Origin of the sequence: Pseudomonas sp. LTJR-52 (assembly GCF_003691465.1) — a bacterium.
Lineage (GTDB): Bacteria > Pseudomonadota > Gammaproteobacteria > Pseudomonadales > Pseudomonadaceae > Chryseomonas > Chryseomonas luteola.
In genome coordinates this window covers 3,767,883-3,790,012 of record NZ_CP033105.1, presented here as the reverse complement: position 1 = coordinate 3,790,012, position 22,130 = coordinate 3,767,883, and the positions used below count along the sequence as shown (strand labels likewise).

Annotated in this window: 21 protein-coding genes; 14 read left to right on the top strand and 7 right to left on the bottom strand. The window is 57.7% G+C overall.

The genetic code is table 11. The features are described from left to right. Positions 1–109: 109 nt before the first annotated feature. The 3 genes from EAW52_RS17715 to EAW52_RS17705 form a co-directional block, all read right to left on the bottom strand. A complete protein-coding gene (locus tag EAW52_RS17715) occupies positions 110–1,930 on the bottom strand; it encodes a glycoside hydrolase family 15 protein (RefSeq protein ID WP_122043400.1) in 1,821 nt (606 codons plus the stop codon). Next, complete coding sequence (locus EAW52_RS17710) at positions 1,923–2,726, bottom strand: SDR family oxidoreductase (RefSeq protein ID WP_122043399.1); 804 nt, start codon at positions 2,724–2,726, stop codon at positions 1,923–1,925. Before EAW52_RS17710 ends, EAW52_RS17715 begins: the two co-directional genes overlap by 8 nt. A 114-nt stretch (positions 2,727–2,840) precedes the next feature. After that, positions 2,841–4,067 carry an MFS transporter gene (locus EAW52_RS17705; protein WP_122043398.1) on the bottom strand — a complete coding sequence of 409 codons (1,227 nt, stop codon included), beginning with the start codon at positions 4,065–4,067 and terminating at the stop codon, positions 2,841–2,843. 342 nt (positions 4,068–4,409) lie between these two features. Here EAW52_RS17705 and EAW52_RS17700 point away from each other — a divergent pair, with 342 nt between their 5' ends. From EAW52_RS17700 to glsB, 5 genes are all read left to right on the top strand, one after another. Next, entirely contained in the window at positions 4,410–5,849 is a 1,440-nt protein-coding gene (locus EAW52_RS17700) for a cytochrome ubiquinol oxidase subunit I (protein WP_010797143.1), read from the top strand. A 2-nt stretch (positions 5,850–5,851) separates the two neighbouring features. After that, the gene (cydB, locus tag EAW52_RS17695) at positions 5,852–6,877 is read left to right on the top strand and encodes a cytochrome d ubiquinol oxidase subunit II (RefSeq protein ID WP_074822941.1); all 1,026 of its coding nucleotides are present in this window, start codon (positions 5,852–5,854) and stop codon (positions 6,875–6,877) included. Positions 6,878–6,879: 2 nt separating this feature from the next. Continuing rightward, positions 6,880–7,038 (top strand): DUF2474 domain-containing protein, encoded by a 159-nt coding sequence (locus EAW52_RS17690; RefSeq protein WP_010797145.1) that lies wholly within the window; start codon positions 6,880–6,882, stop codon positions 7,036–7,038. Positions 7,039–7,156: 118 nt separating this feature from the next. Next, the gene (locus tag EAW52_RS17685; protein WP_074822938.1) at positions 7,157–7,624 is read left to right on the top strand and encodes a nuclear transport factor 2 family protein; all 468 of its coding nucleotides are present in this window, start codon (positions 7,157–7,159) and stop codon (positions 7,622–7,624) included. A gap of 97 nt (positions 7,625–7,721) precedes the next feature. Next, complete coding sequence (gene glsB, locus EAW52_RS17680) at positions 7,722–8,636, top strand: glutaminase B (protein ID WP_372238928.1); 915 nt, start codon at positions 7,722–7,724, stop codon at positions 8,634–8,636. Here the strand turns inward: glsB and cls are convergent. Next, entirely contained in the window at positions 8,633–10,084 is a 1,452-nt protein-coding gene (gene cls, locus EAW52_RS17675; RefSeq protein WP_074822936.1) for a cardiolipin synthase, read from the bottom strand. The two genes, glsB and cls, sit on opposite strands and share 4 nt — an antisense overlap. 172 nt (positions 10,085–10,256) lie before the next feature. Next, positions 10,257–11,384, bottom strand: coding sequence for a class I SAM-dependent methyltransferase (locus EAW52_RS17670; RefSeq protein ID WP_122043396.1), 1,128 nt, complete (start codon positions 11,382–11,384; stop codon positions 10,257–10,259). 173 nt (positions 11,385–11,557) lie between these two features. Between EAW52_RS17670 and kduD the strand changes: the two genes are divergently transcribed. Both kduD and EAW52_RS17660 read left to right on the top strand, forming a co-directional pair. Continuing rightward, a complete protein-coding gene (kduD, locus tag EAW52_RS17665) occupies positions 11,558–12,319 on the top strand; it encodes a 2-dehydro-3-deoxy-D-gluconate 5-dehydrogenase KduD (protein WP_122043395.1) in 762 nt (253 codons plus the stop codon). A gap of 97 nt (positions 12,320–12,416) precedes the next feature. Further along, entirely contained in the window at positions 12,417–13,193 is a 777-nt protein-coding gene (locus EAW52_RS17660; RefSeq protein ID WP_122043394.1) for a ferredoxin--NADP reductase, read from the top strand. A gap of 44 nt (positions 13,194–13,237) precedes the next feature. On the opposite strand, the gene mscL is transcribed toward EAW52_RS17660, so the two are convergent. Next, complete coding sequence (mscL, locus tag EAW52_RS17655) at positions 13,238–13,684, bottom strand: large-conductance mechanosensitive channel protein MscL (RefSeq protein WP_010797152.1); 447 nt, start codon at positions 13,682–13,684, stop codon at positions 13,238–13,240. A 203-nt stretch (positions 13,685–13,887) separates the two neighbouring features. On the opposite strand from mscL, the gene EAW52_RS17650 reads away from it, so the two are divergent. The 4 genes from EAW52_RS17650 to radA all read left to right on the top strand — a co-directional run bounded on the left by EAW52_RS17650 (position 13,888) and on the right by radA (position 18,081). Beyond that, positions 13,888–14,124, top strand: a complete 237-nt coding sequence (locus tag EAW52_RS17650) for a YdcH family protein (RefSeq protein ID WP_010797153.1) — start codon at positions 13,888–13,890, stop codon at positions 14,122–14,124. Positions 14,125–14,293: 169 nt separating this feature from the next. Beyond that, positions 14,294–15,835: a catalase gene (locus EAW52_RS17645; RefSeq protein WP_010797154.1), complete on the top strand. Its 1,542-nt coding sequence runs from the start codon at positions 14,294–14,296 to the stop codon at positions 15,833–15,835. A 182-nt stretch (positions 15,836–16,017) separates the two neighbouring features. Further along, positions 16,018–16,620 (top strand): ankyrin repeat domain-containing protein, encoded by a 603-nt coding sequence (locus EAW52_RS17640; protein WP_122044851.1) that lies wholly within the window; start codon positions 16,018–16,020, stop codon positions 16,618–16,620. Between the two features lie 99 nt (positions 16,621–16,719). Continuing rightward, positions 16,720–18,081: a DNA repair protein RadA gene (gene radA, locus EAW52_RS17635; protein ID WP_074822920.1), complete on the top strand. Its 1,362-nt coding sequence runs from the start codon at positions 16,720–16,722 to the stop codon at positions 18,079–18,081. Positions 18,082–18,091: 10 nt separating this feature from the next. Here radA and EAW52_RS17630 read toward each other — a convergent pair whose 3' ends face one another. Then, entirely contained in the window at positions 18,092–18,457 is a 366-nt protein-coding gene (locus tag EAW52_RS17630; protein WP_010797157.1) for a PilZ domain-containing protein, read from the bottom strand. A gap of 308 nt (positions 18,458–18,765) precedes the next feature. On the opposite strand from EAW52_RS17630, the gene EAW52_RS17625 reads away from it, so the two are divergent. From EAW52_RS17625 to yjiA, 3 genes are all read left to right on the top strand, one after another. Next, entirely contained in the window at positions 18,766–20,832 is a 2,067-nt protein-coding gene (locus tag EAW52_RS17625; RefSeq protein WP_074822916.1) for a carbon starvation CstA family protein, read from the top strand. Positions 20,833–20,844: 12 nt separating this feature from the next. Then, positions 20,845–21,048 carry a YbdD/YjiX family protein gene (locus EAW52_RS17620; RefSeq protein ID WP_010797159.1) on the top strand — a complete coding sequence of 68 codons (204 nt, stop codon included), beginning with the start codon at positions 20,845–20,847 and terminating at the stop codon, positions 21,046–21,048. Positions 21,049–21,116: 68 nt separating this feature from the next. Continuing rightward, positions 21,117–22,094 (top strand): GTPase, encoded by a 978-nt coding sequence (gene yjiA, locus EAW52_RS17615; protein ID WP_122043393.1) that lies wholly within the window; start codon positions 21,117–21,119, stop codon positions 22,092–22,094. Positions 22,095–22,130: the final 36 nt, after the last annotated feature.

Genomic DNA, 22,130 nt, shown 5'->3' with positions numbered 1-22,130 from the left:
CACGAAAAGGCGTCAAGCGGAGCTTGAATCGCCTCCATATGTCATTTTGCTATAGTCCGTCGAGGAGGGGCGAAACCGAAGGGCCTGAGTCAGAGCGGAAGCAGGCCTGCTACGGTTGCCATTGGGTATCACTGCCGGAGAGTTTGCGGTTCAGGAAGTAGGCGGCGCTGATCAGGGCCAGATGGGTCAGGGCCTGAGGAGTATTACCCAGGTGACGTCCACGGGCGTCAAGCTCCTCGGCAAAGAGTCCTACAGGGCTTGCGTATTTCATGAGTTTTTCAAACTCCATATGCGCCTCGTCTATCCTGCCAGCCCGCGCAAGGCACTCTACATACCAGAATGAGCAGGCCGCGAACGAGCCTTCTTCACCTGAGAGTCCATCGGACATTTCAGACTGATCGTAGCGCTTGACCATACCATCGCAGACCAGACGCTCCTTGATGGCATCTAGAGTTGCCAGCCACGCCGGGTCTGTTGCGCTGACAAATCTGAACAACGGCATCAGGAGCAGAGAGGCATCTAATGTGTCCTTCCCCTGAATCGCAGTAAAGTGACCTTTTTCCTTGTTCCAGAAATTAGTCCAGATATCTTCCTGTATATCCCCGCGCGTTTTGAGCCAGCGCTCATAAGGCATAGAGAGGGAACGCTTTTGTGCCAATCGGATGGCACGATCGATAGCCACCCAGCACATCAGTCGCGAATGTAGAAAGTGCTGGGGTTCGTCACGAATTTCCCAGATACCGGCATCTCTGAATTGCCAGTGCCCGCAAACATAATCAATGATGCTGACAACATGCATCCAACCTCGGCGCGAAATGGCTTGACCATATTTGTTAGATAAATAAACGGCATCCATCAATTCGCCATAGATATCTAGCTGGACCTGACCAAACGCATCATTGCCAATACGTACAGGTTTAGCACCACCATGGCCGCTCAGGTGATCCAATTCCTCTTCATGTAGCTCCCGACCGCCATCGAGGCGGTACATGATCTGTAACTTTTGCGGCAGATCGCTGCTGCGCTCGATACAGTCGCCCACCCAGCTCATGAAGTGGTTGGCTTCGTCGGTATATCCCAGGCGCATGAAGGCGTAGACGGTAAAGGACGCGTCTCGTATCCAGGTAGCCCGGTAGTCCCAGTTACGCTCGCCACCCGGTGTTTCCGGCAGGCTGAAGGTTGCCGCAGCAGCAATGGAACCGTGTTGCTGCGAGACCAGAAGCTTGAGCACGAGAGCCGAGCGCGAGACCATTTCCTGCCAGCGGCCAGTATAGTTGCTTTGACGAGCCCATCGCTGCCAGAACCTGAGGGTGTGCTTCAGGCAGAGATCAAGATCTTCTTCCAGGACTTGTCGATCTTCGGCGCAGCCAAAGACGAATGTCGCGCTTTCTCCTTCCTTGAGGGTGAAGTCCGCTACGGCCGTATTCCCGTCGAGCGTAAGCGTCTCGGAACCGGCCAAGCGCATACTGCGCTGGCCCTCGGCCTGAAACACAATGCTGCCATGCTCTACCATAGCCCTGGTTTCAGCCCGGGCGTAATCAAGCCGCGGTGAACACTTCAGACAAATGCGCGAGTCGCCTTTGACGGCATAAACCCTCCGCACCAGACGGGGCATGGTGTTCTCTTCCGTCAGGATGGGCATCCAGTCGGTCAACTCGACGGCGCCGTCGTCATCAAGCCAGCGGGTCTGCAAGACGTTACTGTCGGGGAGGTAGATCTGTTGGCGTCTGGCGTTGGGACGGTTGGGTGCAATCGTGAACAGTCCGGCCTCGTCACCATTGAGCAAGGCGGTAAAAACCGAGGGGCTATCTAGGTCAGGCCAGCAGAAATAGTCGATGCTGCCGTCATCGGCGACTAGCGCGCAGGTGCGCATGTCGCCGATGACTCCATGGGCATCGATGGACCGAATCCCGGCGTTGCGATCAACCATTGTCCTGGAATCCTGGATACAGACACATGCCACCATCGACAAAGAGAGTAGTACCTACTACATAGTCGGACAGGTCGGATGCCAGCCAGACGACTGCATTGCCGATGTCTTCCACATCCCCGACACGCTTGTAGGGGATCAGTTTGAGCAATTCGCGGCGGCCTTCCTCGTTGCCAGTCACCTCTTCATTGATGGCCGTGGCGATGGCGCCGGGCGCAATGCTGTTGATGCGGATGCGCTTTTCAGCCACTTCCTGAGCCAGGGTTTTCATCATCAGGCTGACCCCACCCTTGGAGGCCGCGTAATTGACATGGCCTGCCCACGGAATGACCTCATGTACCGAGCTCATGTGAATGATCTTGCCCGCCGCGCGTGACAGGTCGGTATTGACGCCCTGTTTCAGGAATTGCTGGATGGCGGCGCGTGCGCACAGGAATTGGCCGGTCAGGTTGGTCTGGATGACCATGTTCCAATCCTTGAGGGTCATCTCGTGGGAGGGTGCATCGCGCTGAAGCCCGGAATTGGCGACCAGGATGTCCAGACGGCCAAAGGTTTCGATCGTCTTGGCAAAGAGCTGTTCGACGGCCTGCTCATCACCGACATCAGCGCCCACGGCAATGGCCTGACCACCGGCCGCCTTGATTTCGTCGACAAGCTCTTCAGCAGGCTCGGCATTGGTGTGGTAGTTGATGACAACGGCTGCGCCTACCTGAGCCAAGGCCTTGGCTGACGCGGCGCCGATCCCTGAACTACCGCCGGTGACCAGCGCAACCTGGCCATCGAGTGAAATTTTCATGGCAAACCCTCAAGCAATTGGGTGAAAAGTCCTTGTCACCTGACCGTTGGCAGCTTGCGAGAGTTCAGAGGGGTAAAGGGCTGCCTGCCGACTCGCAGGCAGCCTTCCAGTGAGTCAGCTGGGTTTGAGGGTATGCAAGTGGTCGCGTTTGGCGAGGGTAGGGAAGAGCTTGATCCAAAGGCCTGTCACGATCAGCGTTCCTGCGCCGCCCAGCACTACCGCTTGCACTGTGCCCAGCCAGGCTGCCGTTACACCGGACTCGAACTCGCCCAGTTGGTTTGAGGCACCGATGAACAGGCCGTTGACGGCACTGACGCGGCCGCGCATTTCATCCGGCGTCTCCAGTTGCACAAAGGCGCCGCGAATGACCATGCTGATCATGTCAGCCGCTCCCAGAACCGCCAGCACGGCCAGGCTGAACCAGAACGAGGTAGAAAGACCAAAGGCGATGGTTGCCACGCCAAACACACCTACCGAGATAAACATGATGCGTCCGACGTTTCGCTCGATGGGAAAGCGCGCGAGCCAAAACGACATCAGCAGGGCGCCCACGGCGGGTGCTGAGCGCAACAGGCCCAGCCCCCATGGGCCGGTCATCAGAATGTCCCGAGCAAACACCGGTAACAGTGCCGTTGCGCCGCCCAGCAGAACGGCAAAAAGGTCCAGGGAGATCGCACCGAAAATATCGCGGCGGCTGCGAATGAAGCGAATCCCGGCCAGCAGCGAATCCAGACTGGCCTTTTCCTTACGCGGTTGCTGTTCACGCGCAGGCAGGCTCAGCACGAGGAGAATTGCCACACCATACAGGGCCGTTGCCGGTGCATAGACCCAGAAGGCACCCAAGGCGTACAGAAAACCACCCAACGCTGGCGCCACGATTGTCGCACCCTGCATGGCGGAGGCCGAGGCCGCAACGGCCCGGGGAAATAGCGAGGCGGGGACGATGTTGGGCAGAAGCGCCTGGGTCGCCGGCATTTCGAAGGCCCGGCAGGTGCCCAGCATGAAGGCCAGGATAAAGATTAGTTCACGGGTCACGTTGTCGGTCAGGCTGCCGTAGACCAGCACCAGTGCGGTAAGGGCCTGACCTGTCTGGCAGAGTGCGGCTACCTTACGTCGGTCGTAGCGGTCCGCCACATGCCCTGTATACAACATGAAGAACAGGCGCGGCAGGAACTCCACCAGGCCGACCAGGCCCAGGTCGAGCACATTATGTGTCAGTGAATAGATGTGCCAGCCAATGGCTACGGTGAGCATCTGAAAGCTACTGGCGGTACAGACGCGGGCAAACCAGAACGCCAGAAAGGGTCGGTGATGACGCAAATATAAAGGGTCTGAGGTCATGATGGGGCTCTTCGAGAGGTCTCTCATCATAGCCTCGGCAAGCGTTTTTTGTGCACTGATCGATATATATTCTGAAACACTTGGTGGGTAACAAGTTGTGTGCGCCACCTTGACGCGCGACATCTGACCACGGACCCCACTGCGTTTTAGAGGTCTAGAATGAATCCAGACGTTGACCTACGTCAGAGCCTTGCGGCTTAAAATGCGATAGTCGGACCACCTTTCAAGCGTTCCGTTAGAACGAATTGAGCACGCAAGCGCTCGAAACATTGCCTTGTGATTTGCTTAACGTTATTGACCGCCTGCGTGATAAACGCACCGGCTGCCTGAAGAGGACCGCCTATGTTCGGCTTGGAGGCTCTGGATCTTGCGAGGATCCAGTTTGCATTCACCGTCTCGTTCCACATTATCTTCCCTGCCTTGTCTATCGGAATGGCGAGCTTTCTAGCCGTTCTCGAAGGACTATGGCTCAAAACCAACGACTCTACCTATAAGGACCTGTACCACTTCTGGTTGAAGATCTTCGCGGTCTTCTTTGGAATGGGTGTAGTGTCCGGACTGGTCATGGCGTATGAGTTCGGTACCAACTGGAGCGGCTTTGTCGACTTCGCCGGTGCCGTAACGGGTCCGCTCTTGACTTACGAGGTGCTGACCGCCTTCTTTATCGAAGCGGGTTTCCTCGGGGTCATGCTGTTTGGCTGGAACCGCGTAGGACGTGGGTTGCACTTTTTGTCCACCATCATGGTGGCGATTGGCACCCTGATGTCCACGTTCTGGATTTTGTCCTCGAACAGCTGGATGCATACCCCGGCTGGGTACGAGATTGTCGATGGCCGCGTAGTGCCAGTCCATTGGCTGGAAGTAATCTTCAACCCGTCGTTCCCCTTCCGCTGGGCGCACATGACTATTGCGGCCTACCTGTCGGTGGCCTTCCTGGTCGGCGCATCGGCGGCCTGGCACCTGTTGCGTGGGAACAATAACCCGGCCATTCGCAAGATGTTCTCCATGGCCATGTGGATGGCCCTGTTCGTGGCGCCGATCCAGGCGTTCGTGGGGGATGCCCACGGCTTGAACACGCTGGAGCACCAGCCAGCCAAGATCGCGGCGATCGAAGGCCATTGGGAGAATCCGCCCGGTGAGGCAACGCCGCTGATTCTGTTCGGTCTGCCGGATATGGAGCGTGAGGAAACCCGCTTCAAGGTCGAGATCCCTGTGCTGGGCAGCTTGATCCTCACGCACAGCTTTACCGAGCAGATTCCCGCACTCAAGGACTTCCCGAAAGAGGATCGTCCGCCGGCGTATGTGGTGTTCTGGTCATTCCGCATCATGGTGGCCCTGGGGCTGCTCATGATTGCTGCCGGTGTGTGGAGCCTGTTCCTGCGCTGGAGACATAAGCTGTATGAAACCAAGGCCTTCCTGCGCCTGATCATGTGCATGGGGCCGGCCGGTCTCATCGCTCTGCTGGCAGGCTGGTTTACCACCGAAGTGGGGCGTCAGCCCTGGATCGTATATGGCCTCTTGCGTACCAAGGATGGTGTAGCCAACCACAGCGTGACGCAACTGAGCATTACCTTGGTCAGCTTCGTAATTGTGTATTTCGCGGTCTTTGGTATCGGTACGGTCTATGCGCTGCGCATGATTGGCAAAGGACCACATACCGGTGAAGGCGACCTTCCTACCCAGGGTGGACCGGGACACGATCGTCATCCGAAGCGCCCCCTTTCGGCTACTGATGAAGGTACCGAAAAGGCTCATTCCCATGATCAACTGACGGGGCACTGAACATGGCTTCTGGAATTGTTGGTATTGACCTCGCGCTGATCTGGGCGGTGGTCATCATTTTCAGCCTGATGATGTACGTAGTCATGGACGGCTTCGATCTGGGGATTGGCATTCTCTTCCCCTTCGTGAAGGGCAAGGAAGAGCGCGATGTCATGATGAACACCGTGGCTCCGATCTGGGACGGTAACGAAACCTGGCTGGTGTTGGGAGGGGCCGGGTTGTACGGCGCCTTCCCGCTGGCATATGGCGTCATTCTGCCGGCCCTCTACCTGCCGCTGATCTTCATGTTGATCGGCCTGATCTTCCGTGGCGTAGCCTTTGAGTTCCGCTTCAAGGTGCAGGAAGGCAAGGAAGGGCTCTGGGACAAGTCCTTTATCTTCGGCTCGCTCTTGGCAACCTTCTGTCAGGGGGTCGCGCTGGGTGCCTTCATCGACGGCTTCCATGTGGAGAATCGTCAGTATGCCGGTGGCTCGCTGGACTGGCTGACGCCTTTTTCGGTGTTCTGTGGTTTTGGTCTGATCGCTGCCTACGCACTGCTGGGCAGTACTTGGCTGATCATGAAAACCGAAGGCCCGCTACAGGCTTCTATGCGTCGCATGACCAAGCCGCTGGTACTGTTGCTGCTGCTGTTCATTGCAGCCGTCAGCCTGTGGACGCCGCTGTCCCATGACGCCATCTCCCAGCGCTGGTTCACCATGCCGAACCTGTTCTGGTTCCTGCCTGTGCCGATTCTCGTGCTGGTAACAGTCGTGTTCCTGCTGCGCGCGATCCTGAAGGAAGAGGCTCATGTATCTCCCTTCGTACTAACGCTGATCCTGATCTTCCTGGGCTATAGCGGCCTGGGCATCAGCCTGTGGCCCAACATCATCCCGCCGGCGATTTCGATCTGGGAAGCCTCGTCGCCACCGCAGAGCCAGCTGTTCCTGCTCATCGGTACGCTGTTCATCATCCCGATCACATTGATGTACACGGCGTGGGGCTACTACGTGTTCCGCGGTAAGGTTCGTACAGGCGAGGGGTATCATTGATCATGGCCGGCAAAGAGCGTGAACCCAATCCAGCTGACAACCAACCGCTGATCAAGCGTCTCGGCTGGATGGTCCTGATCTGGGCCTGCAGTATCGTGGCCCTGGGCATTGTGTCCTATGGGCTGCGGCTGGTCATGACTGCCGCCGGCCTTAAATCCTGATACATCAGACCCCGGCACTCGCCGGGGTCTTCTTTTGTCCGTTTCTCCAGGCAGATTGTCCGCTTGCACGGTAGGCTTTCATCTACGCTATCTGTCTTACCGTCTTGGAGACACGCCCATGGAAAGCAGACCCCCATTGCCACCCTTTACGCAGGAAACTGCACGCCAAAAGGTCCGCGCAGCGGAAGATGGCTGGAATGGCCGCGATCCCCACAAGGTTGCACTGGCCTATAGTAACGACAGCATCTGGCGTAACCGGGCCGAGTTCATCAAGGGACGCGAAGCCATCGTAGGTTTTCTTACGCGCAAGTGGCAACGCGAGCTCGACTACCGGCTGATCAAGGAGCTATGGGCCCATGATGGCAACCGGATCGCCGTACGCTTCGCCTATGAGTGGCATGACGATTCCGGCAACTGGTTTCGCGCCTATGGCAATGAGAACTGGGCGTTCAATGAGCAGGGGCTCATGGTGGAGCGGCATGCCAGCATCAACGATCTGCCGATCACCGAGGCCGAGCGCCTGTTCCGCTGGCCGCAGGGACGTCGACCGGATGATCATCCCGGGCTGAGCGAGCTGGGACTATAACGACGAATCACTAGGCGTTGCGGCTGCGCTTTCTTACACTGGCACTCCTTTGTAAGCAGCGAAGCCGCCCATGCCCGAAACATGCTCCCCTGAAGTCCTGCAAACCCTGCTTGATCGTGTTGCCCAGGAGGCACGGCAAGACATGGGCGAAGGCAAGGTTGCTGACTATATCCCGGCACTGGCCCAGGTAGAACCCGATCAATTCGGGATTGCTCTATGCGATGTAGAGGGTCGAGTCTTCCAGGCGGGGGCAGGGGATACACCGTTTTCCATCCAGTCCATTTCCAAGGTGCTCAACCTGGTCATTGCCATGCAGCGGCTGCCGGAAGAGGACATCTGGACGCGTGTAGGCCGGGAGCCCTCCGGTCAGGCGTTCAACTCCATCGTACAGCTGGAAGTGGAGCGGGGCGTCCCGCGCAATCCTTTCATCAATGCCGGTGCGTTGCTGGTAACCGATATCCTGGTTTCGCGCATCATGTCCATCCAATACCTGATGCGCGAACAGGCGCGGCGGTTAAGTGCCAATCCGACTATCAACTTCGATACGCGGGTGGCGCGTTCAGAGATGGATCACAAGGCGCGTAACGCTGCACTGGCTTACCTCATGAAGGCTTATGGAAACTTGCATGGCGAAGTGGATGAGGTGCTGGAAACCTATTTCCATGGCTGTGCGCTGTCCATGAGCTGCATGGATGTGGCCCGCGCGTTCGCCTTTCTGGCTCACCGGGGCATCAATCCCCACGATGGGAGCGAGGTATTGTCGCCTCAGCAGACGCGGCAGCTCAACGCATTACTGTTGACGTGCGGCCTGTATGACGCCGCGGGGGATTTTGCCTGGCGCGTCGGGCTGCCCGGCAAGAGCGGAGTGGGTGGCGGTATTGTGGCCATCGTTCCCGGCCGCATGAGCATTTGCGTCTGGTCGCCCCGCCTGGACAGCTACGGCAATTCCGTTGCCGGTCTGCGTGCCCTGGAGCGACTCGTGGATGGCCTGGGTGTCGCTCCACTGGGCTAAAGGACCGGCGAGAACAGTCGGGCTACCCGCATGGCTGCCTTGTGCAGGCGCCGAACATTGGCATTGTCCTTGGGCGTCAGCTCGACCGACTTGGAGAAGTCGACTTCCAACATCGAGCGCACTTCCCAGGCGAAGTCAGTATCCACGGTCATGACCATGATCTCGAAATTCAGCCGGAACGAGCGATTATCCAGATTGGCGCTACCGATGGCGGAAACCTCCTCATCGATCAGCACCACCTTCTGATGCAGAAAGCCTGGTTGATAGCTGAAGACTCGAATGCCCGCATCCACCGCCTTGAAGGCATACAGGTAGGATGCGGCGTATACCACCTTGTGATCCGGGCGTGACGGCAGAAGGATGCGCACATCGACGCCGCGTAGAGCGGCCAAGTGCAGTGCGGCTGAGACGGCCTCATCAGGGATGAAGTAGGGCGTTGTGATCCAGATTCGCCGCTGCGCCGAGTGAATCGCCTCGACAAAAAACAGCGAGCAGGTCTCCTGATCGTCCGCCGGACCGCTGGCAACCACCTGGCACAGCATGCCGCCATCCTCATAACGTTCAGGCAGCACCAGGGTTGGAAGCTTTTTGGTCACCCAGAACCAGTCCTGGGCAAAGGTTTCCTGCAGAGTCGCCAGAGCGGGCCCACGAATTTCGATATGGGTGTCGCGCCAGGGAGCCAACGGTGGCTTGTGCCCCAGGTATTCCTCACCCACGTTGTGTCCGCCGACAAATCCTACTTCACCATCCACCACCACGATCTTGCGGTGATTGCGAAAGTTGACCTGAAAGCGGTTGATCAGCCCTCGGCGGTTGCTGAATGCCTTGACCTGCACGCCTGCCTCACGAAGCTTTGACACGTAGCTCCGCGGCAGGGCATGGCTGCCAATGGCATCGTAAAGGAGAAACACCTCGACACCCTCCCTGGCCCGCTCGATCAGCGTGTTTTGCAGTGCCCGGCCAAGAGCGTCGTCATGAATGATGAAAAACTGCACCAGCACAACCTGCCGGGCTTCCCGAATAGCGCCCAGAATGGCGCTGAAGGTTTCCGATCCGTTGACGAGAAGACGCACCTTGTTGCTGGCTACACAGGGGGTGCGGGTCAGCGCCGTCATGGCTTTGAGCTTGCGGTTTGCCGCGCTGCATTGCTGCGCAGCCAGGGCCTCAGCGATCCACGGGCGCCAGTTCAGCTCGGCAGCAACGCGGGCCATCTCTTCATCGGCCTGTCGGCGCGCCTTTACATAACCATCGAAACGACGCCGACCAAAAACCAGATAAGGCAACAGGCTCAGAAACGGCATAAAAACCAATGCAATGGCCCAAGCCATGGCGCCCTGAGCCGTACGAACGGTAATGACGGCATGGATCGCCGCCAAAACGCCGCAGACCTCTATCAAAATGGCAAAGATGTGAAGATCAAAAGGTAACCCTGGCACGTAAGATCCCATCCGGTGCGTATGTTCGTCCTGTCAGTAGGCAAAAGGCATCACCTGGCGCCTATCTTAAAACGGTGGCGACCCAGCCTAGGCGGAATCATCCAGTCTGGATACTGCGCTGAGGCACGTTACCCGCTATGCCAGCCCGCTTGAATAAGGTCTGGCATAGGGCACAGCATCACGCTCAGTTAGCTTCGACCGCACGCAGCACCACGAATTTCGGGGTGGCAGCAACCTGTTCGACGCGCTTGAACAGCCGCTTGAGCTTGAGGTGATAACCGAGGTGGCGATTGCCGACGATCCAGAGTTCACCCTGGCGGTCGAGAGCAGCACGCGCCTGTTGAAACATCCGCCAGGCCAGAAAGTCCCCCACTACCTGTTGCTGGTGAAACGGTGGGTTGCACAGCACTACATCCAACGAGCGAGCCGGTTGGCTGGCCAGCCCATCATCGGCGCGCAACGTGACGGGACGATCACCTAGGGCGGCACGCCAGTTTTCATGTGCCGACTGGATCGCCATATAGGACTCATCTACTAGCGTGTACTGCGCTTGGAGATTGGTCAGTGCACTGGTGATGGCCAATACGCCATTGCCGCAGCCCAGGTCGGCCACGCGTGCATTGCCCAAGTCAGTAGGCAGATGTGGAAGAAAGGCGCGTGTCCCGATATCGAGCCCTTCTCGGCAGAACACGTTGGCGTGATTGATCAGTGTCAGCGCTGGGTCGTCCAGGCGGTAATGGGTCGGGTAGGGTGAGCCTATCTGCTCCCTGGGTTCGGGTGTGGCAAACAGCAGGCGCGCCTTCTTGACTGCCAGCGATGCCTGGACACTGCCGATATAACGCTCAAGTAGATCTCCTGCTGCGCGCGGCAGATGCTTGATCATGGCTGCTGCGATGACTCGCGCACCCGGTGCCAGCTGATCATGCAGGCGAATCAGCTGTTCCTCCAGCAAGGCCAGGGTTTTTGGAATACGGATCAGCACCAGGTCAAAGGGGCCTTTAACCGGCTCGCTGGATGGCACGAATAGCACCCGACCATCACGCCCGTTGCGCTGCAGGTTATCGTTAAGCGCGAGGGCTGCAAGATGGGAATCTCCACTGGAAACAACGTGACCCTGATCAGCCAGGCTTGCCGCCAGGGCGCCGAAACTATCGTTTAACACCAGAATTCGGGTGTTGTCTGGCAGGCCCTGTTCGGCCAGATGATTAAGCAGGTATTCATCCGCCGCATCGAAAGCCTGTAACGGATCGTCCCGGCGGGGTGGCTGGCGGTGCAGGTCAAGTTGGGCAAAGGGTGTGGATAGTAGAACCATGGCAGAAGATCGGAGCTGACGACAAAGGCGTCAGTGTAGGGGAGCGGCATTGCTTATGCTGCTCTTTTCTCTGGATGCCGGCTGAACGCGCCGGGCGTCTGGCGGGTCGAACAGACGTTTTGCGGGCTCAGGATGACAGGTCAGCCCGCGTTTACCACCCCTCAGGAGGCATCATGGTGGCTAACCCATTCGATTTGTCAGGCAAGGTCGCGATCATCACCGGGTGTGATGCCGGATTGGGAAGGAGCATGTGTGTAGCTCTGGCCAGTGCCGGTTGCGATATTGTTGGGATCAGCCGGCGCGAACCCCATGACACCCAGGGTGAGGTAGAGGCCAAGGGCCGACGATTCGTGAGCATCCGGGCAGATCTCAGCGCCACGGATGCGGTGCCCTTTATTGTGGATGAGGCGCTACAGGCTTTTGGTCGTATCGATATCCTGGTCAACAATGCCGGAACGATCCGGCGTGAGGATGCACTGAATTTCACCGAAAAAGATTGGGATGATGTCATGGGCGTCAACCTCAAGACGGTGTTCTTTCTTTCTCAAGCCGTGGCGCGTCAATTCATAGCGCAGCAGGATGGCGGCAAAATCATCAATATCGCTTCGATGCTGTCTTTCCAGGGCGGCATCCGTGTCCCATCCTACACAGCCTCCAAGAGTGGCTTGATGGGGCTGACCAAGGCGCTGGCCAACGAGTGGGCCAAGCACGGTATCAACGTCAATGGCATTGCGCCCGGCTATATGGCAACGAACAACACGGCAGCCTTGCGTGCCGATGAGCAGCGCAACGCAGAAATCCTGGGACGTATTCCGGCAGGTCGCTGGGGCGAGCCAATCGACCTGGCTGGGCCTGTGGTGTTTCTGGCGTCGTCTGCCTCGGATTATGTCCACGGTCATACTTTGGCCGTGGACGGTGGTTGGCTGGCGCGTTAGTCCGGCCGGTTACACCTACAGTTTGTCCGTTGAAAACCAGTGCCGGGCTTGTTTTCATGACGGCCTGATATCGGCCCGGAAAACGAGGTAGCCCAGCATGACCGCCAGTGACGAGAAATACACCCGGCAGACCATTACGGAGGTGTGGCCCTGGGCCGATAACCTGTTCAGCCTGCGTACGACGCGTGATCCGCGCTTTCGCTTCAGTGCCGGCCAGTTTGCCCGCCTGGGTGTCGAAAAGGCAGACGGCGAAATCGTCTGGCGCGCTTATTCAATGGTCTCAGCGCCTCATGACGAATTTCTGGAGTTCTTTTCTATCGTCGTGCCTGGCGGAGCCTTTACCAGCGAGCTGAGTCGCCTCAAGCCGGGTGATACGTTGCTGGTGGAAAAGCAGCCCTATGGGTATCTCACCCTGGAGCGCTTTACCGGCGGACGCGATTTATGGCTGTTATCCACCGGTACGGGATTAGCACCGTTTCTGTCCATGCTTCAGGAGCCGGATGTCTGGCAGCGGTATGAGCGTATCGTGCTGGTGTATAGCGTCCGGGAAGCAAAGGACCTGGCCTATCAGGAAATGATTAAGGGGCTGGCGGAGTTGGAGTACCTGGAAGGGGTTGCACAGAAGCTGATCTATATTCCTGTTGTAACCCGTGAGGATCATCCCGGCGCGCTGAGGGGGCGAATCACGACCCTGATCGAAAACGGTGAGCTGGAGAAGGCCGCAGGGCTTGAGCTTTCAACAGAGCACTCCCGCATCCTGATCTGTGGTAATCCTGAAATGGTGGATGACACGCGAGCCGTGCTCAAGGCACGTGATTTCCAGCTGGCCCTGACGCGCCGGCCTGGACAGATCGCGGTAGAAAATTACTGGTAAAAGATGCGGATGGGGCCCGCAAGGGCCCTATTTGTAGCAAACAGTCACGAAGAGGTCGGAGGGTCATTACGTGTGACGGTGGCCTCAGGCTTCTGGCTTTGTTCCTTGAGCAGGTCGCGAATTTCAGTCAGCAGTACTTGATCCTTGGTAGGGCCGGCCGCTGCCTTCTTTTCCTCATGCAGGCGCAGTCGATTCAGAACCTTGATGGCGCTGAAAATGGCGAATGCAATGATGATGAAGTCGAAGATCGATTGCAGGAACTTGCCGTAAGATAGCAGCACTGCCGGTTTATCGCCTTGGGCAGCCTGCAGCGTAATGGCGAGGTGCGAAAAGTCCACGCCACCCAAAAGAATCCCGAGAGGCGGGGTGATCACATCGGCAACGAATGACGACACGATCTTGCCGAAAGCGCCGCCAATGATGATACCAACAGCCAGATCGACGACGTTGCCTCTCATGGCGAACGATTTGAATTCGCTGAAAAAGCTCATAAGCACTCCTTTTGCGGTGGAATGGTAGTGACGCCATCGCTAACGTCTCGGGCACTTTGAACCGCAAAAACGTCTGGTTGTTTCGAAATGCTTCCTGAAAAAGTGTGCTGCCTCTCGTTGCTGCACTTTGCCGAACGGCTGCGGTCCACCATATGGATGGGCTGAAAGGCTCAAGATATTCAACCTGCCTCAGGAGGTCACACATGGTTGCCGAGCACAACTTGCACAAGGATTTTCCAGACAAGGTTCAGAAGTTTGAAGAGCTGCGCCAGAACAATCCAGAATTTGCCAAGCTGATCGAGCAATACGATGCGCTGGATCAGGAGATCCTGGAAATCGAAGGGATGGTCGAGAACAGTGGCGATGAGGAACTGAATCGATGCCGACGAGAACGCGTCGTGATCAAGGACAAGATCGCACGCGAGTTGCAGGGTAGCTGACCGGTTCTGGGCCGCTGCCCCTGCGTAGCGGCCATAGCCTAAAACGCTTGGCTTGATTATTGATTCTGCCAATAGCGGAACAAAAGGTATTCAATTTAGCGAAGCGGTTCGGGTTCCTTACTCTTTACGTGCTTGGAACAGAGCACTTAAAAAAGAGAGGAACCCAACAATGTCCATTCGGACCTTTTCCGGATATGCCCTGAATCTGCTTGCAGCGGGCATCCTGTCTGCCACAGTCGCTTCGGCGGCCTATGCAGGTACCCTGACGCGTGACAACGGTGCGCCAGTCGGAGACAACCAGAACTCCCAGACCGCTGGAGCCACAGGCCCGACGCTCCTGCAGGACGTGCAACTGGTACAAAAGCTTCAGCGCTTTGACCGTGAGCGTATTCCAGAGCGTGTCGTTCATGCGCGTGGCGCGGGTGCCCACGGAGAGTTCGTCGCCTCGGCCGACGTTTCTGACCTGACCAAGGCCAAGGTTTTCCGCCCAGGCGAGAAAACGCCGGTCTTCGTACGTTTCTCTGCGGTGATCCATGGTAATCACTCACCGGAAACCCTGCGCGACCCGCGCGGCTTTGCCACCAAGTTCTACACTGCTGACGGCAACTGGGATCTGGTAGGCAACAACTTCCCAACGTTCTTCATCCGTGACGCCATCAAGTTCCCGGACATGGTTCATGCGTTCAAGCCTGACCCACGTACCAACCTGGATGACCCGCGTCGTACGTTCGACTTCTTCTCTCACATTCCGGAAGCGACCCGTACCCTGACCGAGCTGTACTCCAATGAAGGTACACCGGCCAGCTACCGCACCATGGATGGCAATGGCGTACATGCCTACAAGTTCGTCAATGCCAAGGGTGAAGTTCACTATGTGAAGTTCCACTGGAAGAGCTTGCAGTCTGGCAAGAAGAATCTGGATCCGAAGGAAGTGGCCGAAGTTCAGAGCAAGGACTACAGCCATCTGACCCGCGATCTGGCCAACGCCATCGACAAGGGCGACTACCCGAAGTGGGACCTGTACGTTCAGGTGCTCAACCCAGAAGATCTGCCCAAGTTCGACTTTGACCCGCTGGATGCCACCAAGATCTGGCCGGGCGTGCCCGAGCGCAAGATTGGTCAGATGGTCCTGAACAAGAACCCAGACAACTTCTTCCAGGAAACCGAGCAGGTTGCCATGGCGCCTGCCAATGTTGTGCCTGGTATCGAGCCCTCCGAGGATCGTCTGCTTCAGGGTCGTGTGTTCTCCTATGCCGATACGCAGCTCTATCGCGTTGGTACCAATGGTCTGCAGCTGCCGATCAACAAGCCTCACGTAGAGGTGAACAACGGCAACCAGGACGGGGCGATGAACATCGGCCACACGGCGACCTCCGTGAACTACCAGCCGAGCCGCCTGCAGCCGCGTGAGGAAGACACTTCCGCACGTTACAGCCAGTTGCCGCTGTCCGGTACGACCCAGCAGGCCAAGATCCAGCGCGAGCAGAACTTCAAGCAGGCGGGCGATCTGTATCGCTCCTACAGCAAGAAGGAGCGTCAGGACCTGATCGAAAGCCTGGGCGGTGATCTGCGTGTTGTGGATGACGAAAGCAAAAACATGATGCTGGCGTACTTCTACAAGGCTGACGCGGAATATGGCGAAGGCTTGACCAAGGTAGCCAAAGGCGACCTCAAGCGCGTCAAGGAAGTGGCCGCGACCCTCAAGGACTGATGTCCTCCGGGCAGGCTAGTCCTGCCCGTGCTCCCTTGTCGGGCTTGCCTGCCTGGATAGGCAAGCCCGACAAATTGCCTGGCGAGTGTTTATGCCAGCCGGGTAACCATAGACAGTGCACAAGCCAGATCATGCCCAATGCCGCTCGCGCACGGGCAGCCCTGACCGCGAGAGAACACGCTATGCGCTTATTTTTTCTTGGCATTACGATGCTTTCCCTCACCAGCACATTGGTATTGGCTGATCCGCCACCTGAGGCGTCGGTAGCCGAGCCGGCTGCAGTCGAGGCGAAAACACCTGGTCAGCCCTCACCCGACGCGGTAAAGGCACAGCTCAAAAGCTATTTCTTCGATGCGGCCCGTGATGGCCGTCAGGAGATGCTGGAGGAGTTCATCAAGGCTCATTATGACCTCAATACCCAGGATGAAAAAGGCTACACCGCCTTGATCCTGGCGGCCTACCATGGCCACAAGGAAGCCGTCGAGCAGCTGCTGGCTGCAGGCGCAGACCCCTGCATACAGGACAACCGAGGCAATACTGCATTGATGGGCGCCATCTTCAAAGGGGAGATTACTATTGCCCACCGCCTGGTTCAGGCCACGTGCAACCCTGACCAGCGTAACAATGCCGGCCAGACGGCCGCCATGTACGCTGCGCTTTTTCAACGCAAGAGTGTGCTGGACGATCTGGCGGCCAAGGGCGCAGACCTTAATGCCAAGGATGCGATGGGCAACGATGTCGAAAAGCTCAAGCGCGGTGAATTCAGCCAACCCCCGACGCGTTGACCCTAGCGCTGCAACAGACCTTGGGCTGGAAATGCGAATCGAGTTAACTGTAAATTCATACAGTGGTGTATAATCAGGCTTTGTTTTCAGGAGCCTGGAATGGCCAAAGCCAAGCGCATGTACGGCTGCACAGAGTGCGGCGCAACGTTTCCCAAATGGGCAGGGCAGTGTGGCGAGTGCGGCGCCTGGAACACGCTTGTCGAAACGGTTGTTGAGTCAGCGGCCGGTGCCTCCGGCCGTGGCGGCTGGGCGGGCCAGCAGGCCGTGCTCAAGACATTGGCCGAGGTCAGCGTTGAGGAAACTCCACGCTTCACTACAGACTCCACAGAGCTGGACCGCGTACTGGGTGGTGGCTTGGTCGATGGGTCGGTTGTGCTGATCGGCGGTGATCCAGGCATTGGTAAATCCACCATTTTGCTACAGACGCTTTGCCGCATTGCCGAGCGTATGCCAGCACTTTATGTGACAGGCGAAGAGTCCCAGCAACAGGTGGCCATGCGGGCCCGGCGCCTTGGGCTGCCGGAAGACAAACTCAAGGTCATGACCGAGACGAGCATCGAGAGCATCATCGCCACGGCACGTCAGGAAAAGCCGCGGGTCATGGTAGTGGACTCCATCCAGACCATTTTTACTGAGCATCTTCAATCCGCACCGGGTGGCGTTGCCCAGGTGCGTGAAAGCGCGGCACTTCTGGTGCGTTTTGCCAAACAGACCGGAACGGCTGTGTTTTTGGTTGGGCATGTGACGAAGGAGGGTGCCCTGGCGGGTCCGCGCGTGCTTGAGCACATGGTGGACACTGTTCTGTATTTCGAGGGCGAGTCGGATGGCCGTCTGCGTTTGCTTCGGGCAGTGAAAAACCGCTTCGGTGCTGTAAATGAGCTGGGTGTTTTCGGAATGACCGATAAAGGCCTGAAGGAAGTATCCAACCCGTCGGCCATTTTTCTGACCCGTGCACAAGAGGCCGTGCCAGGCAGTGTGGTCATGGCTACCTGGGAAGGCTCCCGACCAATGCTGGTTGAGGTACAGGCCCTGGTCGATACCAGTCACTTGGCCAACCCGCGTCGGGTGACGGTCGGTCTCGATCAGAACCGTCTGGCCATGCTGTTGGCCGTATTGCACCGCCATGGCGGTATTCCCACCTATGACCAGGACGTGTTTATAAACGTCGTTGGCGGTGTGAAGGTGTTGGAAACAGCTGTGGACCTGGCCTTGATGGCAGCGGTTATCTCCAGCCTACGTGACCGCCCCTTGCCGCACGACCTGCTGGTCTTTGGCGAGATCGGTCTTTCGGGTGAGATTCGTCCAGTGCCCAGTGGACAGGAGCGCTTGAAGGAAGCCGCCAAGCATGGCTTCAAGCGCGCCATCGTACCTAAAGGCAATGCCCCTAAGGAGGCACCCGCTGGTCTTGAAGTGGTCGCAGTGACCCGTCTTGACCAGGCGCTGGATGCCTTATTCGAGTAAGCCGCCTGGGTCAGTCCTTGCCAAGGGCCGCCAGTTCGCGCTCAAGCAGGGACTGGTCGCCCAGGTTGAGTTCGACCAGACGGCGCAGGTGGCTGATGGAGTCGAGATCTATCTGCTGGCAGGCAAAGCCCAGCTGTTCGGCTTCTAGCCGTACCAGTTCGGCGCTCATCTCGACCTGTGTTTCCGCGTCCAGTGTAATGACGATCTGGAAGGGCACCTCCTGACGGCCGCTCCAGTCGTCAGGCTTTTGTGTCAGTAATCCCTTCAGGGAAATGTCGTTGACCAGCGCTGTCCAGTGCTGTTCGCCCTGTTGAATCCGCGCCGTGGCGTCAAACGCGAAGCGCTTGAAACGCCGACGTTCGGTTGAATCAGTCATGTCGCTACTCCTGAATGCGATAGAGGTGACTTCACCTCATTCTATCGGCCCAAGGCGCGGCGTCTAAAGTATTGCCGCTTAGCGTTACAGCTTAGTCAACGAACGGCAGGTTGTTCGACAAAAGGTCCGGGCTTGGTCTGCTGATGCAAGCGGGTGTCGGCATGACTATCCGGCATCTGCCTTCTGCGGTATGAATATTCAAATGGCCACTACAAACCAAACGCTCTAGACCAAGGTCTGATGGCGGAATTGCCAGCTTGAACTAAGCTTGAGCGGCAGCTTCTTTGTCCGTTTGTCATGGAGCCTTTATGAATAATAACAAGAGTGTATTCCGCCACGTGCCCTGGGCCGTGGTCGCGGCTGTAGGGGCTTGCGCCTTGGGAGTGGTGGCCTTGCGCCGTGGAGAGACGATCAATGCGTTATGGATCGTCGTTGCAGCCGTCGCGCTCTATCTCGTTGCCTATCGCTATTACAGCCTGTTCATCGCTACCAAAGTCATGCAGCTGGACCCGAACCGGGCAACACCGGCTGTTCTCAATAACGATGGTCTGGACTACGTACCGACCAACAAGCACATCCTGTTCGGTCACCATTTCGCTGCCATTGCAGGTGCAGGCCCGCTGGTCGGCCCGGTACTTGCCGCGCAAATGGGCTACTTACCCGGCACACTCTGGCTGATTGCCGGCGTGGTCTTTGCCGGTGCGGTCCAGGACTTCATGGTGCTGTTCATCTCTACCCGCCGTAACGGCCGCTCGCTGGGCGAGATGGTTCGTGAGGAGATGGGGCAGATACCGGGAACCATTGCCTTGTTTGGCTGCTTCCTGATCATGATCATTATCCTGGCGGTGCTGGCCTTGATTGTGGTGAAAGCGCTGGCCCACAGCCCATGGGGGATGTTTACCGTTCTGGCAACGCTGCCCATCGCGGTATTCATGGGCGTTTACATGCGTTATATCCGCCCGGGCCATATCGGTGAGATTTCTGTGGTCGGCCTGGTATTGCTTCTGGCCGCCATCTGGTTTGGTGGCGTGATTGCGGCTGATCCGGTATGGGGACCGCGGCTCACCTTTACGGGTGAACAGATCACCTGGATGCTGATCGGCTATGGCTTCGTGGCTTCCGTGCTGCCCGTCTGGCTGCTGTTGGCGCCCCGTGATTATCTGTCGACCTTCCTCAAGATCGGCACCATCATCGCGCTGGCTATCGGTATTCTCTTCATTGCACCTGAGCTGAAGATGCCGGCTGTTACCCAGTTTGTGGATGGTACCGGCCCGGTCTGGAAGGGTAGCCTGTTCCCGTTCCTCTTTATCACCATCGCCTGTGGCGCTGTTTCCGGTTTCCACGCGCTGATCTCGTCAGGCACCACGCCCAAGCTGCTCAGCCGTGAGACAGATGCCCGTTACATTGGGTATGGCGCCATGTTGATGGAATCCTTTGTGGCGATCATGGCCATGGTGGCAGCATCGGTCATCGAGCCGGGCGTCTACTTTGCCATGAACAGTCCGGCGGCCATTGTGGGCGCCGATGCCGCAAGCGTTGCTGCCACGATCAGCTCCTGGGGCTTTGCGGTAACACCCGAGATCCTGACCCAGACCGCACAGGACATTGGCGAAACCACCATCCTGGCGCGGGCCGGCGGTGCTCCAACACTTGCGGTCGGTATCGCGCAGATCCTGCATCAGGTGCTGCCGGGTGAAAACACCATGGCCTTCTGGTACCACTTCGCGATCCTGTTCGAGGCGCTTTTTATCCTGACGGCTGTTGATGCCGGAACCCGTGCGGGTCGCTTCATGCTGCAGGATTTGCTGGGCAATTTCGTACCGGCACTCAAGCGTACCGACTCCTGGATCGCCAATATGATTGGCACAGGTGGCTGCGTTGCGCTCTGGGGATATCTGCTGTACCAAGGCGTTGTCGATCCGCTGGGCGGCATCAATACGCTCTGGCCGCTGTTCGGTATCTCCAACCAGATGCTGGCCGGTGTTGCCTTGATGTTGGGTACGGTCGTGCTGATCAAGATGAAGCGCCAGCGTTACGCCTGGGTAACTGCATTGCCGGCCGTGTGGCTGCTGATCTGCACAACCACGGCCAGTCTGATCAAGCTGTTTGACAGCAACCCGGCGGTTGGCTTCCTGGCTCAAGCGCACAAATACCGCGATGCGCTGGCGGCTGATCAGATTCTGGCGCCAGCCAAGTCGGTTGAGCAGATGCAGCAGATCATGATCAACAGTTATACCAATGCGACTCTGACCGTACTGTTCCTGATCGTAGTCGCCAGCGTACTGTTCTATACCGTGAAGGTGGGTTATGCCGCCTTGTCCAAGCCTCAGCGTACGGACAAGGAAACGCCTTTCCAACCGCTGACAAATGTCTGATGGGAGCTGTGCATGTTCAATGACCTCGCCAATCTTGGAAAGTACCTGGGGCAGGCGGCTCGGCTCATGGTCGGAATGCCGGATTACGACACCTACGTCGAGCACATGCGCGGCAAGCATCCGGACCTGCCTGTCATGACCTACGAAGAGTTCTTTCGTGAGCGGCAGGAAGCGCGTTATGGTGGTGGTAAAGGCAAGACCTTCCGCTGCTGCTAAGCACGTCAAGGTGTGATTCAACCGGGCCAGGCCTTTTAGCTTGGCCCGTTTCATTTAAGGCCGCTTATATGTCTACAACCCCCATCCCTGTAACGGTTTTGACCGGCTTTCTCGGTGCTGGCAAGACAACCCTGCTGCGTTACCTGCTTGAAGGTGATCATGGCCTCAAGATCGCTGTCATCGAAAATGAGTTCAGTGAGGCCGACATTGACGGCGCCTTGCTGGGCGATAAGGCTGTACGCATCGTAAAGGTAGCCAATGGTTGCGTCTGCTGTACCGGTAGTAAAGACCTGTCCTACGCGCTGACGGTATTGCTGGAGCAGCTCGACCAGGGCGAGATCGAGTTCGACCGACTGGTGATCGAGTGTACCGGCCTGGCCGATCCAGGCCCGGTTGCTCAGACCTTCTTCATGGATGAGGATCTGCGCGAACGCTATCTGCTGGATGGCATCATTACGCTGGTGGATGCTGTTCATGCCCAGGAGCAGCTATCCAGACCCATTGCCCAAGCCCAGGTGGGCTTTGCGGATCGCCTGTTGGTTAGCAAGCGCGATCTGGTGGATGAGGCTGCCTTCACGGCTTTGAGCGAGCGTTTGCAGCGCATCAATCGAAGGGCGCCGGTTCATGTGGTGGATCATGGTCAGGTTGACCTGAGCGTCCTGTTGGATATCAGGGGGTTCAATCTGAACGATCAGTTGGATCGTCAGATGCTTTTCCGCCCGCTAACGCCGGTGCGTACCCAGAAGCCGGACAACATCACTTCGCTGGCGCTCAAGACCGAACGTCCGCTCGATATCGACCGCGTCAGTCGCTTCATGGAAGGGGTACTTGAGCGGCACGGCAGTAATCTGCTGCGTTACAAGGGTATTCTGGATATTGCCGGAGAGCCTCGAAAGCTCTTGTTTCAGGGTGTTCAGCGGCTGTACGGCGCTGACTGGGACCGGGAGTGGGAGGAGGGCGAAGTGCGGGAAAGCGTGATCGTCTTCATTGGCATGGAATTGCCGGAGGCCGAGCTGCGCGAAGGTCTCGAGGCGGCACAAGTCTGAGGCATATGAAAAAGCCCGGCATAAGCCGGGCTTTTC